General features: G+C 62.6%; 16 protein-coding genes. 4 read left to right on the forward strand and 12 right to left on the reverse strand.

The window, feature by feature from the left end; translation table 11 throughout:
- Positions 1-77 precede the first annotated feature (77 nt).
- The gene (locus tag GC125_RS01665) at positions 78-1088 is read left to right on the forward strand and encodes an ArsJ-associated glyceraldehyde-3-phosphate dehydrogenase (protein WP_151983525.1); all 1011 of its coding nucleotides are present in this window, start codon (positions 78-80) and stop codon (positions 1086-1088) included.
- Entirely contained in the window at positions 1085-2347 is a 1263-nt protein-coding gene (gene arsJ, locus GC125_RS01670) for an organoarsenical effux MFS transporter ArsJ (protein WP_286165325.1), read from the forward strand. Before GC125_RS01665 ends, arsJ begins: the two co-directional genes overlap by 4 nt.
- Before the next feature lie 10 nt (positions 2348-2357).
- Here arsJ and GC125_RS01675 read toward each other — a convergent pair whose 3' ends face one another.
- From GC125_RS01675 to GC125_RS01690, 4 genes are all read right to left on the reverse strand, one after another.
- Complete coding sequence (locus GC125_RS01675; protein WP_286165326.1) at positions 2358-4589, reverse strand: prolyl oligopeptidase family serine peptidase; 2232 nt, start codon at positions 4587-4589, stop codon at positions 2358-2360.
- 28 nt (positions 4590-4617) lie between these two features.
- Complete coding sequence (locus tag GC125_RS01680) at positions 4618-5244, reverse strand: TetR/AcrR family transcriptional regulator (protein ID WP_151983527.1); 627 nt, start codon at positions 5242-5244, stop codon at positions 4618-4620.
- A 98-nt stretch (positions 5245-5342) separates the two neighbouring features.
- On the reverse strand, positions 5343-5645 hold the full coding sequence (locus tag GC125_RS01685; RefSeq protein WP_151983529.1) for a hypothetical protein: 303 nt from the start codon (positions 5643-5645) through the stop codon (positions 5343-5345).
- Between the two features lie 193 nt (positions 5646-5838).
- Positions 5839-6237, reverse strand: coding sequence for a RidA family protein (locus GC125_RS01690; protein ID WP_151983531.1), 399 nt, complete (start codon positions 6235-6237; stop codon positions 5839-5841).
- Between the two features lie 131 nt (positions 6238-6368).
- On the opposite strand from GC125_RS01690, the gene GC125_RS01695 reads away from it, so the two are divergent.
- A complete protein-coding gene (locus tag GC125_RS01695; protein WP_502706025.1) occupies positions 6369-6959 on the forward strand; it encodes a TetR/AcrR family transcriptional regulator in 591 nt (196 codons plus the stop codon).
- Positions 6960-7006: 47 nt separating this feature from the next.
- On the opposite strand, the gene bla is transcribed toward GC125_RS01695, so the two are convergent.
- Entirely contained in the window at positions 7007-7891 is an 885-nt protein-coding gene (gene bla / locus GC125_RS01700; protein ID WP_151983533.1) for a class A beta-lactamase, read from the reverse strand.
- Positions 7892-8039: 148 nt separating this feature from the next.
- Between bla and GC125_RS01705 the strand changes: the two genes are divergently transcribed.
- Positions 8040-8912, forward strand: a complete 873-nt coding sequence (locus GC125_RS01705; protein WP_151983535.1) for a LysR family transcriptional regulator — start codon at positions 8040-8042, stop codon at positions 8910-8912.
- Between the two features lie 17 nt (positions 8913-8929).
- On the opposite strand, the gene gst is transcribed toward GC125_RS01705, so the two are convergent.
- The 7 genes from gst to GC125_RS01740 all read right to left on the reverse strand — a co-directional run bounded on the left by gst (position 8930) and on the right by GC125_RS01740 (position 15893).
- Positions 8930-9640, reverse strand: coding sequence for a glutathione transferase, Atu5508 family (gene gst / locus GC125_RS01710; protein ID WP_151983537.1), 711 nt, complete (start codon positions 9638-9640; stop codon positions 8930-8932).
- A 42-nt stretch (positions 9641-9682) separates the two neighbouring features.
- The gene (gene uxaC, locus GC125_RS01715) at positions 9683-11077 is read right to left on the reverse strand and encodes a glucuronate isomerase (RefSeq protein WP_151983539.1); all 1395 of its coding nucleotides are present in this window, start codon (positions 11075-11077) and stop codon (positions 9683-9685) included.
- Positions 11077-12363 carry a TRAP transporter large permease gene (locus GC125_RS01720; RefSeq protein ID WP_151983541.1) on the reverse strand — a complete coding sequence of 429 codons (1287 nt, stop codon included), beginning with the start codon at positions 12361-12363 and terminating at the stop codon, positions 11077-11079. Before GC125_RS01720 ends, uxaC begins: the two co-directional genes overlap by 1 nt.
- Entirely contained in the window at positions 12360-12860 is a 501-nt protein-coding gene (locus GC125_RS01725) for a TRAP transporter small permease (protein ID WP_151983544.1), read from the reverse strand. The genes GC125_RS01720 and GC125_RS01725 overlap by 4 nt, the downstream gene beginning before the upstream one ends.
- A 78-nt stretch (positions 12861-12938) precedes the next feature.
- Positions 12939-13919, reverse strand: a complete 981-nt coding sequence (locus GC125_RS01730) for a C4-dicarboxylate TRAP transporter substrate-binding protein (protein WP_151983546.1) — start codon at positions 13917-13919, stop codon at positions 12939-12941.
- 16 nt (positions 13920-13935) lie between these two features.
- Positions 13936-15180, reverse strand: coding sequence for an AGE family epimerase/isomerase (locus GC125_RS01735; RefSeq protein ID WP_151983548.1), 1245 nt, complete (start codon positions 15178-15180; stop codon positions 13936-13938).
- Positions 15177-15893, reverse strand: a complete 717-nt coding sequence (locus GC125_RS01740) for a GntR family transcriptional regulator (protein WP_286165328.1) — start codon at positions 15891-15893, stop codon at positions 15177-15179. Before GC125_RS01740 ends, GC125_RS01735 begins: the two co-directional genes overlap by 4 nt.
- Positions 15894-15930: the final 37 nt, after the last annotated feature.

Consider the following 15930-nt stretch of genomic DNA (forward strand, 5'->3'; position numbering starts at 1 on the left):
TATGGATATGACAACCGGGCGGCCTTTGCTCGCCCGATGTCTTCATCGACATCTCGCAGAAACGGAATTCGGCAGCAATGACCCGCATCGCATTGAACGGCCTCGGCCGCATCGGCAAACTCGTCCTGCGTGACCTGATCGACAGTGGCGCCGGCGGTGAAATCGTTCTCGTCAATGACGCGATGGGCGACGCCGCGCAGCACGCGCTTCTCATGGAGTTCGACAGCGTCCATGGACGCTGGAACGTGCCGATCGCGCATGACGACGACCACCTCATCCTGAACGGCACGCGCATTCGCCTGACCCGGGAAAAGACCATCGAGGCGCTGCCGCTCTCGGAACTCGGCGTCGATCTCGTGATCGACTGCACCGGGGTCTTCAAGACGGCGGCGAAGGTTGCGCCCTACCGTTCGGCGGGTGCCAAGAAAGTCGTGGTGTCCGCGCCCGTCAAGGACGGCGGAGCGCTGAACCTCGTCTATGGCATCAACCATGATCTCTACGACAAGGATCAACACTGGCTGGTCACGGCGGCGAGTTGCACGACGAACTGCCTGGCGCCGGTCGTGAAGGTGATCCACGAGGCGATCGGCATTCGCCACGGGTCGATCACCACGATCCATGACGTGACCAACACCCAGACGATCGTCGATCGGCCGGCGAAGGACATGCGCCGCGCACGGTCGGCCCTGATGAACCTGATCCCCACCACGACGGGCAGCGCGACAGCGATCACGCTGATCTACCCGGAACTCAAGGGGCGCCTGAACGGCCATGCGGTGCGGGTGCCGCTCCTCAACGCATCGCTGACGGACTGCGTTTTCGAGGTGGAGCGGCCGACGACGGCGGAGGAGGTGAACGCCCTGTTCAAGGCCGCCGCCGACGGGCCGCTCAACGGCATTCTCGGCTTCGAGACCCGGCCGCTTGTCAGCTGCGACTATACCAATGATCGCCGATCCGGGGTGATCGATGGCCCTTCCACGATGGTCGTGAACGGGACGCAGGTGAAGATCTACGCCTGGTACGACAATGAGTGGGGCTATGCCTGCCGTCTCGCCGATATCGTTCGGATGATGGCAGGTTCGATGTGAGCGCCGCCCGTCCCATGCGGGCCTATGTCGCCGTCACGGCGTCCTACTGGGCATTCATGCTCTCGGACGGCGCGCTTCGCATGCTGGTGCTGCTGCACTTCAACGGCCTCGGGTTTACGCCGATCCAGCTGGCCTGGCTGTTCCTGCTCTACGAGGTCGCGGGTATCGTAACCAATCTCTACGCCGGCTGGCTCGCCGCGCGATTTGGCCTCGCATCGACACTTTACGCCGGCCTCACGCTGCAGATCCTGGCCCTTGTCGTCCTGGCGCAACTCGATCCAGCCTGGGGCGTCGCTGCCTCGGTGGCCTTCGTCATGGCCGTGCAGGGCGTGTCGGGCGTGGCCAAGGACCTGTCGAAAATGTCGTCCAAATCGGCGGTCAAGCTGCTTGCACCTCAAGGCGACGGCACGCTGTTTCGCTGGGTGGCGCTGTTGACCGGCTCCAAGAACGCAGTGAAGGGGCTCGGTTTCTTCCTCGGCGCGGCACTGCTAGCGCTCGCCGGGTTCGAAACCGCGATCTGGGCGATGGCTGGGATCCTGCTCGTGATCCTCATCGCCGTCGCGCTCTTTCTGCCACCCGGCCTGCCGGCGAAAGACAGAAACGCGAAATTCGCGGCCTGGCGCTCGTCCGACCCGCGCGTCAATCGGCTGTCACTCGCGCGCATGTTCCTTTTCGCCGCGCGCGACGTCTGGTTCGTGGTCGGCGTGCCGATCTACTTCCAGGCCGTGTTGTCCGATGGCACCGACGAGGGCAGACGATGGGCCTTCTTCGTGATCGGCGGGTTTCTGGCTGCCTGGATCATTATTTATGGCGCCGTGCAGGCGGCAGCCCCGCGCATTCTGAAAGCCGCGACAGTCCCCGAGTCCGCCGTCGTCCGCAAGGCGGTCTGGTGGGTCGGATGCCTCGTGCCGATCCCTTTCATCCTCGCCGCCAGCGCCTGGGTATCAGGCGAGCCGGCACCTTGGCTGACCGTCTTCCTGATCGGCGGCCTGTTCGCGTTCGGCTACGTGTTCGCGATCAATTCCGCCGTCCATTCCTATCTGATCCTCGCCTTCGGTGACGCCACGCGCATCACGCGTGACGTTGGATTCTATTACATGGCGAATGCCGCGGGCCGGCTTCTGGGAACGTTGCTCTCCGGCCTGAGCTATCAGGCCGGAGGTTTGCCGCTCTGTCTCGCCACGGCCGGCGCCATGGCTCTGCTGAGCTGGCTCGCAGCACGCCGGCTTATCGACGAGAGGCCGGCTGCCTCGACGTGACCTTTCCCACTCAGTCGGGTCGGCGGATCTCGAGGCCCGTCCAATGGGCTGCAAAAGCCCACATGTCGGCGATCTCCTCGATCATCCTGTCGGTCGGCTTGCCGCCGCCGTGCCCGGATCGGGTCTCGACGCGCAGCAGACGCGGACGTGACCCCAGGTCTTTGGCCTGCAGCGCCGCCACATATTTGAACGAGTGCCCCGGCACGACGCGGTCGTCGGTGTCCGCCGTGGTCGCGAGAATGGCAGGATACGCCTTTCCCGGCTCGATATTGTGCAGCGGCGAGTAGGATAGCAGGTTTCGGAAATCGCCCTCGACGGCAGGATCGCCGAACTCCTGGGTCCAAAGCTTGCCGCCCGTGAAGCGATCGAAGCGCAGCATGTCCATGACGCCGACGCCCGGCAGCGCCGCAGCGAAGAGATCCGGGCGCTGGTTGACGACCGCGCCGACCAACAGCCCGCCATTGGATTCGCCATGGATTGCAAGGCCGTCCTGGCTGGCGATGCCTTCGCTTTTCAGGAAGTCGCCGGCTGCGATGAAGTCATCAAACACGTTCTGCTTGAAGCGACCCTTGCCGGCGTCGTGCCAGGCTTTGCCGTACTCGCTTCCGCCGCGGATGTTGGCGGTCGCGTAGACGCCGCCCTGCTCGATCCAAGCCATCGCCGCCGGCGAATAGTAGGGCACCATCGGAATGGCGAAGCCGCCATAGGCGTAGAGCATCGTCGGTGCTGGACCCGTCACGTCTTTTCTGCGGACGATGAAGATCGGTATGCTTGTGCCGTCCTTCGATGCGTAGAAGCGTTGCTCGACCACGATGTTTGCCAGATCGACATCGACATCGGGCTCGGCCCAGACTGTGCTGGTATTCGCCGCAATGTCATACCGGTAGATGCTTGTCGGTGCATCGTTGCTGGTGAAGACGAAGAAGGACTCGTCGTCGCCCGGCCGGCCATGGAAGGCGCCGGCGCTGCCGATCCCGGGAAGCTCGACGTGGCCATCCGGCTGTCCGTCGAGCGTGAAGCGCTCGACCTCGGTCTTTGCGTCGACCATGTAAGACACGATCAGCCTGTCGCCAATCAATGATGCAATGCGCCGCACCTCGTCCTCCCGCTCCGTGATCAGATCGGTGAATTCAAGACGCTCATCGGCGAGATCAACCGTGACGATCTTCCCTCGTTCGGCACCTTCCTGAGTCACCAGATAAAGCTTGGTGCCGACGTTGCCGGCCAGCATCCAGGTGACATCGAACCGTTCGACCACCTGGCGGACCGGCCAGTCCGGATCGGCCAGATCGACCACCGACAGCGCATTGCCGCCGGTCAGAGCGGTGGAATAGATGACGGCATAGCGGCCGTCGGCAGTGGCTTCGATCGTATGGATCAGCGGAATGTCGCCTGCCGGCGCATGGACCAGTCTGTCTGCGGATTGCGGTGTTCCGAGTTCATGGAAATAGACCGAATGGCCGAGGATCAGCGTCTCGAAAGGCGCATCCTTTTCGGGCTCGGGATTTCGGGCATAGAAAAACCCGGTCCCGTCCTTCGTCCACGCAATCGTGGTGAAGCGTGCCCAGGCGATCGCATCGTCCAGAACGGCGCCGCTCTCAACATCGAGCACGCGGATGGTGCGCCAGTCGGCGCCCGATTCCTGGATCGCGAAGGCGACATGCGTTCCATCGTCCGAAGGAGCCCATTCGGCGAGCGCGGTCGTTGCGTCCTCCGACCACTCGTTCGGGTCGAGCACGACGCGGTCAGCGCCGTCCACGCCTTCGCGAACCATCAGGATGGACTGGTTGTCGAGCCCCGAGTTGCGAGTGAAGAAGTAACGATTGCCGCGCTTTTCCGGCGTCGTCAGCCGCTCGTGGTCGAAAAGCGCGGTCAGGCGCTCCTTCAACACGTCACGGCCCGGCAGTTCGGCCAGGTAGCGGTTGGCGAGCTTGCTTTGCGTGTCGACCCAACCTGCCACGTCCGGGTCCCGACGGATGTCGTTTTCAAGCCAGCGATAGGGGTCTTCTATCGTCACGCCAAAGTGGTCGTCGACGGCGTCGACAGTCTTGGTTTCAGGGTAGGTCATCGGCTTTTCCTCATCGGGTTGGGCCTGTGCGGTCGAGACGATCAACGACAGAAACAGAGCAGCAAGCGCTGCATGCCAGGTTCTGCCGATGCGCCTCACATGTGGCTGCCGGGGACCGGTTCCCTCCAGGCAGCCGAAAGCGAGCCCGGAAGACCGGACTTCATTCGGGGTCATCATTGTTTCTCCGTATCTTAAGCCTGCATCACGCGACCGGGTCGCAGATCGGCAAAGTGCTTGCAGAGCGAATGGCGGCAGCCAGTCGTCCTGTGGCTTCGGCCTGCTCGTAGCGCCGGCCTTCATTGACGGCGGCCGAGCTGATTTCCTCGTCGACCACCCTGATGCCTGCCATGATCGCCGCGGCACAAAGCCTGACCTCGAAATCCTCGGGCCAGCGATCGGCGCGTGCCGCGACGACCGGGATCAATTGGCTTTCGGCCTGATTGCACGCCATCAGCCATGACGAGCGAAGCGCAGGCTCCTTCGCCATCATTGCAACGATGCGAACCGCAGACACCCCGTCACGCATCGCCTGTTCGTCGGCCAGCAACGAACCCATGCTTGCGTGCAGATAGTCTTCGATCGACAGGTCGCGTGGCCAATCGCGCATGTAGCTGACGAAGCGCAGACTGGTCGCCAGCAGCAGAGGCTCGACACAGGCTTCCTTGGAGCGGAAGTAGCGCCAGACCGTCCGTTTCGAGATTCCTGCGGCTTCGGCGATGGCATCGCCACTCGTGCCGTCGAGCCCGTGTTTCCAGAACAGTTCGGCTGCATGACGAGAGACCGCCAGCCGAGCTTCCTCCATCTTCGTCGGGTCGATTGTGGCCTCCATCGTCGTCAGGGAATGGCCAATCTGTCACCAAGTGACGAACCTGACAATCGGTCACCCGATCCGTTCAGACCGTCAAAAGGGTTTTTGGACCAATGCCTTCAATCGGCTTGTCGATCCCGCATTTCCTGCGCATTGCGAGCGATCTCCGAATTGAGGTGCGCTTGCTGAACGAAGCGCGTGTACTCGTCGTCGCGGCGTTGCTGCTGCTGCATCATGCAACGCGTATGGGCGGGCGATCCGTAGCGCGCGCCCATATCGGCGCAGACGTTCTGGTCTTGAGTGAGGTTCACCTGCCGCTGCTGCTCAGGGGAAACGCAGCCGCTCAACAGGATGCCGAGGGCAACGGCGCCGCCGAAGGTCATGCCGGCGCGGCGCGTGGGGGAGTGGAAGTTCAGGGTCATAAGATTTCTCATCGGTGTCGGTTCGAAAACACTTGGCGAGCATCAAAGCTCGCTTGAGCGATTTTTTGTCACTTGGTGACATTTTTTATAAATGGCACCAAGTGACAGAAACTGCAACCCCTGACTCTGCGAATGGACTCGAATGGGCACGGCCGACGCTTTGAGGCTAAGCGTCGGCCCACGTTCAATCAGGTCAGGCCGCCGCAGGAATGCGGGCGATCACCTTGATTTCGAAGTCGAACCCAGAAAGCCAGTTCACGCCGATCGCCGTCCAGTTCGGATAGGGCTTTGCCGGAAACTCTTCGGACTTGATGGCGAGGAAAGGCTCGAACTGCGTTTTGGGATCGGTGTGGAAACTCGTCACGTCGACGACGTCGTCCAAGGAGGCACCGGCCGCTGCCAGCGTTGCCCTCAGGTTTTTGAATGCAAGCCGCACCTGCGCTTCGTAGTCGGGTTCGGGCGAGCCATCTTCCCGGCTGCCGACCTGACCCGAGACGAATAGCAGGTCACCGGACTTGATGGCGGGCGAGTAGCCATGTGCATCGTAGAGATGGTGGCGTCCGGCGGGATATACGGGTTCACGAGCAGTCATGTTTCAGTCCTCTTCAATGTTCGACGCTTCACAAATGAAGCGAGTTTGATATACGTAACGTATGTTAAATGTTCACATACGCTACGTATGTCAACCCTTGCGCTCTGCTTTGGGCCATTGCGAGGATGGGAATGACCAGAAAAAGCCGCGCTGCGATGATGGAAGAGACGCGCGCCAAACTGATTTCGGCCGGCCGTAAGGCCTTTGCGGAAAAGGGTTTCGCCGATGCATCAATGGACGACCTGACGGCGGATGCCGGCCTGACGCGCGGCGCGCTCTATCACAATTTCGGCGACAAGAAGGGCTTGCTGGCCGCGGTGGTGGCGCAGGTCGATGGCGAGATGGCCGCCAAGGCAAAACAAGCCGCTGCCAACGCCGGCGACAGCTGGGCTGCGCTGGAAGCCGAAGGGGCCGCCTATATCGAGCTTGCGCTCGATCCCGAAATCCAACGCATCGTGCTGCTGGATGGCCCGGCCGTGCTCGGCGATCCGTCGGCATGGCCGAGCCAAAATGCCTGCCTTGCGGAAACCCGTCTCGCACTCAGCGCACTTGCGGAGGACGGAAAGCTAAAGCCCGTCGATATCGAAGCTGCGGCGCGATTGTTGAACGGTGCGGCCTTGAACGCGGCTCTCTACGTCGCCGCCAGCGAGGATCCTGAAAAGATCCTGCCCCGCACCATAGAGGCCTTCAAGGCGATGGCACGGGGCTTTCTTATTCCGTAAGTTTTGACTGACGGATGGCCGCTGCAATAAACGGCGGAACGGAACGTTCAGCGCGTTTCGATAAGATCGACGATCGCTGCACCGACCTCTGTCACGGCTGCGTTGCGCGTTTCGAAATCGGCCGACGTGTCCGACAGGTAGATCGAGACCAGATACGGCGCTTCATCGGGTGGCGTGACCATGGCGACGAGATTGCGCGTGCGGTTGCCGCTGCCGGATTTGTCGGCCACCAGCCAATCGTCGGGAGTGCTTGCCCGCAACAGGGCGCCTGTTACGCCGCCGATGCTCATCCAATCGACCAGCTGATCCTGCGCCGCCGCCGACAGCCCGTCGCCAAGCAGCATGGCTTCCCAGCTTGCCGCCATCGCAGACGGTGTGGTGGTGTCGCGCGGGTCGCCCTCGGCGAACGTATTCATTTCCGGCTCCCACCGGTCGAGGCGGGTGACGCCGTCGCCCAGGGTGCGCACGAACGCTGTGACCTCCTGCGGCCCGCCCAGGCGATCGATCAGCAGATTGGCAGCCGTGTTATCGCTCATATCGAGCGTCGCCAGACACAGTTCGCCAACCGTCATGGTTTCCCCGACGCGCGTTTCCGCAACGGGCGCGTAGTCCTGAATGTCGGATGCCTCGATTTCCAGTGCATCGGTGAGTGCCAGTTCGCCGTTCTCGGCACGCTGAAGGACCGCACCGCACAGCACAGATTTGAAAGTGCTGTTCATCAGGAACCGTTCGTCTTCGCGGTGCGCCCACTGCCAATCCGAACCGGTGTCGCGCACGACGATCCCGACACGTGCGCCGAGATCTTCCTCGATGGTGGAGACAACCTCCTGAAGCCGCGCACCGGCATCCTGGCCGTAGGCCGCTCCGGCGGACAGGATGCTCATGGCGAGGGCGGCAAAGGTGTGCTGCGTGAAAATCGGACGTGGTGTCATCGGCTAAATCCGTAATCTGGTTGCAAGGTCTGCACCGACCCGAATTGAACGGTGCATCAACTCATGTGATGGGGAATGCATAGACCGAGCCTGAAAACCGTGGCAGACGACAAATCCTTTGATCAGCCATTAGCTCAGATAATACCCAATGGATCGTCAGGACATTCCACTCAACGCTCTGCGCGTCTTCGAAGTCGCCATGCGGCAAGGCAGCTTCACGCGTGCGGCCATCGAACTGCGCGTTACTCAGGCGGCTGTCAGCCATCAGATCGCGCGACTGGAAGACATGCTCGGCACGACGCTGTTTCGCCGAACATCGCTCGGCCTCGTGCCGACGGAAGAAGGCTCGGCACTTTTCCCGGTTCTCGAACACGGGTTCGATAACATGGCCCGCGCGCTCGATCGTGTGCGCGGCAAGCACCACATCGAGGTGCTGCAGATCGGCGTCGTCACGACGTTTGCGCTGGGCTGGCTGATGCCGCGGATCGGGCATTTCAACGAGGCGTATCCGCACATCGATCTGCGCATCTCGACCAACAACAACCGCGTCGAGATCACGCGCGAAGGCCTCGACATGGCCATCCGTTTCGGCGCAGGATCATGGACCGGTTTGGAGGCGGAGCCGCTGCTTGCAGCGCCGATGATGCCGCTTTGCGCACCGAATGTCGCCAGACGCTTGCATGTCCCCGACGATCTCGCTCGCGAAACGCTGCTGCGCAGCTATCGCAAGGACGAATGGGAACAGTGGTGCGAGGCAGCCGGCATGGCCTGCCCGCCCATGACCGGCCCGGTTCTCGATTCCTCGATTGCCCTTGCGGAACTTGCAGCCGATGGTTTCGGCGTGGCGCTGCTGCCATCCGCCATGTTCAGCCGACAGATCGAAGCCGGCCGTCTGGTCCAGCCATATGATGTGGCCGTGTCGGCCGGCTCCTATTACCTCACGCGGCCGATGGGGAAGGCAGTGACGCCTGCGATGGCCACTTTCGCAACATGGCTGCGATCGGAGCTTGCGGACGCGTGAGATCGCAAAGGATCGGTTCAGCTAGCTTTGGTGCTCAAGACCGACGCCATCGAGGCGCCAATCTGGCCGCCCGCATAGGCATTGCCATAAGCGCGGCGAGACTGCTCGTCGAGCTTCACCAGGGCCGGGTGAGATGACACCCTGCGTGACAGCGCCAGGGTTCGCGGCGCCGTTTCCGTCAAAAGCTTTTCAAGCCGGTCGAAGCGGTCTGCCATCGTGGTCCAAAGTGTCGCCGTCACGATGTCGGCGATACCCGCGTTGGACCCGCCGAGCAGATATCCGTCATTCACCGTCAGGCCGTGCTTCGTGCCGAGCACTTCCCAGAGCGTCATCCACTTGCGAATGCGCGGAATGGAGCCCCGCCACTTCTCTTCGGTCCACATGTCCCGGCCGCCATTGAGCGTCAGTTCGTCGATCACGTCATTGGCGTCGTTGACCACCTTCATGGTCAGTGCGCGCAATTCCGCGGTCTTAGGCATCAGATCCAGCTTCTCGCCGAGATAGAAGACGATCGCGGGCATCTGGGAGACCGCGAAGCCGCTTTCGCTTTCGATGAGGACCGGCGGACCGATGAAGGGAACCGGCATGTCGCCGACATCGGAGTCCATGAGTTCCGCGATCGAGGGTTCATCCCACTCGGCCCATTCCACGCCGGCATGGGCGAGGATGGCGCGCACGAACTGACCGCGGAACGGCACCGACCAGTAAAGAAGTTCATAGGCAGCCACGGCACGTCTCCATCCCGTCTGGTGAGAGCGAATTGCGAACGCTCAACCTAGCCGATATGCCTTCCGTGCCAAACCGGCAGCGAGATCCTGCGCGATGGTGAAAGCTTCGTCCTCCGCCATACGGTGCGACGTCACCAACTCTGCCAAGAAGGCGCAGTCGGTCCGTCGCGCGACATCGTGGCGTGCCTGGATCGAGGTAACGGCGCGCGTATCGTCGTTGAAACCGGCGGTGTTGTAGAACCCTGCCGTCTCGGTGACCTGCTGGCGATAGCGCCGGATGCCTTCGAAACTGTCGTGAAACCACCAGGGCGGACCGAGGACGAGCGAGGGCCACGCACCGGCGAGCGGTGCGAGCTCGCGCGTGTAGGTCGTCTCATCGAGCGTAAAGAGGATCACCCGTAACTGCGGCGCCATGCCGACCGCATCGAGCATCGGCTTCAGCGCTTCGGTGAAGCTGATGGGGACCGGGATATCGAAACCGCGGTCACGCCCGTAGTCGGCAAGGACGGAGCGGGAATGGTTGCGGTGCGAGCCGCAATGGAGCTGCATGACCATGCCGTCTTCAGCGGACATGCGCGCCATCTCGGTCAGCATCTGCGCGCGGAAGAGTTCCGCTTCGCCAACGCCCAAGCGCCCAGTGCGGGCACGCTCGTACAGGCTTGCGGCTTCGCTCTGCGGCAAGTCTGCCGTGCGCGGCGTTGCATGGCCGTGGTCTGTCGCCGTGGCGCCCAGCTCCCGGAAGGCGGCGCGGCGCGCTCGGTGGGCGTCGAGATAGCCGTCCCATGTCGCCGTGGACATGCCCGACGCCACTGCCAGTTTTTCCAGGTTCTCCGCAAAACCCGGCTGGTCGGGGTCCGTCACCGCATCGGGACGATAGGTCGGCACCACGCGTCCGTTCCACGACGAGTCGCGGATCTGCCGGTGCCACTGCAGATCGTCCAGCGCACCATCGGTCGTGGCGATCACCTCGATGTTGAACCGGTCGTAGAGCCCGTGGGGCCTGAAGCGATCCTCCTGCAGTGCGGATTCGATGCGCTCATAGGCGGCTTCAGCGGTTTCCGGTCCTAGTCGTTCCGAAAAGCCGAAGACGTTCTCCAGTGCATGCTCGATCCAGAGTTTGGAGGGCGTTCCGACGAAGAGATGGAAATTCGACGCGAAGGTGCGCCAGATGGCGCGCGGATCGGTTTCGCCACCCTGCCCGATGCCGAGCGCCTCGAACGATACACCCTGACTGACAAGCATGCGGGTGACGTAATGGTCCGGCGTCACGAACAGCGTCGCCGGGTCGCTGAACGCCTCGTTCGTCGCCCACCAGCGCGGATCGGTGTGACCGTGCGGCGAAACGATCGGCAGGTCGGCAACCGTCTCGTAGAGCGCGCGGGCGATACCGCGCGTCGTCGCGTCGGTCGGGAACAGTCGATCGGGATGAAGCGCCATTACATCAGCCAGTTGGGGAGGAACAGGACGATTTCGGGGAAGAGGATCATGACCGCGACGAGCAGCAGGACCGCGAGCGCGAGCGGGATGAGTTCGATCGAATAGTCCTTGTAGGAACAGTTCAATATCCCGCAGACTGCGAACATGGACACACCAAAAGGCGGCGTCATTCCGCCGAAGGTGACGAGCGTCATCATCACCAGTCCGAAATGCACCGGATCGACGCCGGCAGCCGTGACGACCGGAACGAGAATCGGCGTCAGGAGCATGACGAGAACCGTCGCCTCCACCAGCATGCCGAGGACGAGCAGGAAGCCAGCGATGACGAAGAGCAGCACGGTCGGATCCGACAGCGTCGTCAAGGCCACTTCCGCGATCGACTGCGGCACACGCTCGAAGGTGATGACGTAACCGAACGTGCCGGAGAACAGGATGATCAGCATGATCATGCCGATGTCGTTGATGCTCTTCATCATGGCATCGATACAGCCGGCGATCGTCATCTGCCGGTGAATGAAGAAGCCGACGATCAGCGCATAGGCGACTGCGAAAGCGCCCGCTTCCGACGGCGTGAAATAGCCGAAGCGGATGCCGACGAGGAGCCAGACGGGAAACATGACCGCCCAGAAGCTCTTGCGGAATTCCTGCCCCACTTCGCGCAGCGTCGGGTAGCGATCGTTGATGGGCTGGTAGTCGCGCTTCACGGCCACCATCCAAGTCGTGGCCATCAGCACGATGGTCAGCAGCACGCCGGGGACGATACCGGCGATGAACAGGCGGCCGATCGAGACTTCGCCCAAATAGCCATAGAGGATGAGACCGAGGCTCGGCGGCAGCGTTGCGGTGATCAGCCCGCCGACGGACAGAATGGCGGCGGTGAACCCGCGGCTATAGCCCTGCTGGATCATCGGGTTTCCGAGAATGCGCGCCTGCATGGCGGCATCGGCGACGGCTGAACCCGAGATACCGCCCATCAATGCGGAAAGGATGAGCGTCGATTGGGCGAGCCCGCCGCGCATCCAACCGGCGACGGTGGTCGCAAGCGCGACGAGCCGCGGCGTGATGCCGGCGCTGTTCATCAGATTGCCGAGTAGGATGAAGAGCGGCACTGCAAGAAGCGGGAAGGACTGGCTCGCCGCGACGATGCGCTGCACGGCAGTGCTTTCAGGCAGGAAGACCGAAGGAAGCAGGAAATAACTGGAGCCGGCAATGCCGATCGCGAAGGCGACGGGCATGCCAAGCACGATCAGGCCGAGCGCAGCCGCGAGGATCAGAGCGGAAATCATAGAACGCCTTCCTTGGCCTCATGGGTGGGCTCGTACGAGGCAATCAGGCCCTTGGCCCAGAAGCGGCGCAGAAACGAAATGGCCAACAGCGCAGCGCCGACGGGAAGGGCGAGCGTTACGAGACCATAGCTCAGCCCGGACGCGCCGAGCGTGCGCTGCCAGTTGCCAGCCGAAAGCTCGAAGCCGAGCTTGGCGACGAAGCCCAGGAAGATGAGCATCAGCAACAGGTTGAAACCGGCAACCCAACGGCGCAACGTTACCGGAAGAATGTCGGGGAGTGCGGAAACTCGAATGTGTTCGCCGTGCTTTGCCGTCAGGTCCGCGCCGATCATGCACGTCCAGATCAGAAAGAGCTGCGCAAACTGCGGGCCGGACGTGATCGGCAGGCCGACCGAACGGCCGACGGCCGTCAACAGCACGGCAAAAACCGTCGCAGCGAGCATCGAGAGCGCAAGCACGAGTTCGATGCGGTCATAGATTTTCCAGAATACGGACATCGGAGCCCTCGCCGGCCATCATCGGATTGGTTCGGGCGGCAATGAAGACCGCCGCCCAAACCTCAGGTCAAATCCGTCTTATTGGGCGGACGGAAGGTATGGCTGCAGCGCTTCGCGGGCTTCAACCAGACCGACTTCTTCGTAGACGGACGCCGTCGCCTCGCGGAATGGCGCCATGTCGACTTCGTTGAAGGCGACGCCGGCAGCTTCCATTTCGGTCTGCACTTCGCTTAGGCGTTCGACCGTCATGCGGGTCGCCTCGTCGCCGGCTGCCTTCAGTTCCTCGTCGATGATCGTACGGATATCGTCGGGCAGCGACTCCCACCAGGCTTGCGACGTCGCGAGACCCGTGAAGAGCTGGATGTGGTTCGTCATGGCGATATTGGTCGCCACTTCGTGGAGCTTGATGCCATAGGCGCCCGTGAGCTGCGCTTCGGCGCCATCGATCGCACCGAGCTGGAGCGCCGAATAGACTTCAGACCACGCCATCGGTGCTGCCGTCGCGCCCATGGACTCGACCGTGGCGATCCAGCTCGGCGCATCGATGGTGCGCACGCGCACGCCCGACAGGTCTGCCGGTGCCGTGATCTCCTTCTGGGTGATCATCTGACGCGTGCCCTGGAACCAGTTGTAGTTCAGGAGGCGGATGCCGGAGCTTTCGGCAAGCTCTTCGACCCATTCGCCGTAGACGGGCGAGTCGGTGATTGCGGCGTACTGGGTGTAGTCGTCGACGAGATAGGGTGCCGCCAGAATGCCGAGCTCGGCATGCAGAGGCGCCAGGCGTCCGGCATCGACGAGCGCCGCGATCGGCGCGCCGTTGCGGATTTGCTCCAAAACGTCGTTGTCCTCACCGAGCTGCGAGCTCGGGTAGATCGTGACATCGACGCGGCCATCGGAGCGCTCCTCGATGCGCTGTTCGGCGCCCTGCATGGCGATGACCAGCGGGTCCTGCACCGTCTGCGACGTCGACAGGTTGAGCGAGAATTCCTGCGCCGAGGCGACGCCCGACACGATGGCGAGTGCAGTGGTCAGTCCGAGTGTTTTCAGTGTGACGTTCATGATCGATCCTCCTTGATCATTGTCGGTGGTTTTCGGCCGTGGATGCCGGGTGCGGCGTCAGTGTCCAAAGACCGGCGCGTGCGCCTTCCGTGACGAAGATGGCCACGTGGTAAAGCAGACGGCTCAAGGCTTCCGACCACACTGACCGGCCTTCAGCATCGAGGCGATTGACCCAGACCGGCAGACCGGTTGCGGCAGCGGGCGCGAAGAAATGGCGGGCCATGATCGATGCGAGGTCGCGTGCGCGTTTCGCGTCCTGTGCGTCGGCGACGCGTGCATGGCGCGCGGCATAGAACTTGCCGGCTTCCGTCAATGGCCAGAGAAAATGCGTGTTCTCGGTGATCTCACCTCGAGCGTCCAGCGCATCGAAAGGGAGACCTTCCAAGAGACCGGGCCGAGCTGCCAGCCCGTGCCGCTCGACGAAGGCGATCATGGGATCGGCCAGCGATCGGGCATCGTTCTTGCCGGCCAGATCGGCGTAGCGATGCAGCAGCCAAGCCCATTCATACTGATGGCCCGGCTCGCGCCGCTCGCCGTCCGTGCCCGCCAGAGGCTGCAGGTCATGACCGACGAATTCGCGCACCGCGCCTGACTCGTCATCGACAAAGAAGCGACGGCACATATCGAGCATCGTCTCCGCGCGTTCCAGCCAAACGCGATCGCCGGTCATCTCGAATGCCTGAAGCAACGCCTCAAACATGTGCATGTGCGGGTTCTGCGCGCGCAGATCGCCGGGCGTTGCGCCCTTGGCCGCCATGACAACGTCTTCCCAGAGCGCACCGGTGCCGGGGTCGGTCAGGCGCTCCGAAATGAAGGCCCAGCATTCATCGATCCGGCGCTGCGCCACCGCATCCGGCGCGGCTTTCTGCAGGGTCACAAGTGCAAGAAGCACGAAGGACTGATCGTAGGTTCTGCGCACTTGCGATGCCGGATCGGCCAATGCCTGGCCGTCACGCGCAACGCTGAACCGGTAACCACCGTCCGCATCGCGGAGATGCTCATCGAGAAAGCGATACGTATCGATCGCCGCATCGAGCAACTGCTTGTCGCCGGTGGCAAGATGCAGATGAGCGAGCGTGAACGCGATGCGCGCATGAACGAGCGTCGTCTTGGCATCGCCTTCGACCGGGCGCCCGTCCAGAGCGAGACGATCGAAAATACCGCCATCCACCTGGTCATGCGCAAGCTGCAGCCAACGCGGCACGAAGGACGAGGCGAAGCTGCCAACGTCGAACATCGCGATGGGGACAACGACGCTCATGGCGCTTCAACGCGTTCGTCGAAATAGGCCGGCAGCGCGGCGATCACGGCCGGCAGATCGTCGAGGATCTGCCGCAGATGCGACCGCATCGCGCCTTCGGCTCCATCGCCGTCGCCGTTGCGGATCGTCTGGACGACGTCTTCATGCTGCGAAAGGAGTTGGCGCAAGGGGAACTGCTTGGCGCTCAGATGGCGAACACGATCCATCTGCGTCTTCAGGGGCTGCAGGATATCCCAGCTCGCACCCTGCCCGGCTTCAGATGCCAGCATGCGGTGAAAACGCTCGTCGAGCTGAATGAATGTCGTCGGGTCGTCGGCCTCGACGGTAGCGCGCTGGCGGAGGATCAGATCGTCCAGTTCCCGCAAGAACACCTCTTTCGGACGCGCCGCGAGGATCCGGACGATGTCCGCCTCGACGGCTTCGCGCACGAAGCGAGCGGACATGACGGCGGCGACATTGATCTGGCTGACATAGGTACCGCGCTGCGGCCTGATCTCGACGAGGCTTTCCTCGGACAATTTGATGAAGGCTTCGCGCACCGGCTGGCGGCTGACGGCATAGGATGCCGCGACATCGACCTCGGAGAGCCGCGTTCCCGGCACGAGGTCGCCCTTCACGATACGCTCACGCAACAGGCGATAGAGGCGCGGGCCCACGGCCTGCCCCCGTTCCTCGTCACGCGCTTTCACTGCGTATGCGTCTCGCAAGTTCACGTTAATCTCCTCCGCGACAAGCAATGAACCATACTAC

This window comes from Rhizobium sp. EC-SD404 (assembly GCF_902498825.1).
Classification (GTDB): domain Bacteria; phylum Pseudomonadota; class Alphaproteobacteria; order Rhizobiales; family Rhizobiaceae; genus Georhizobium.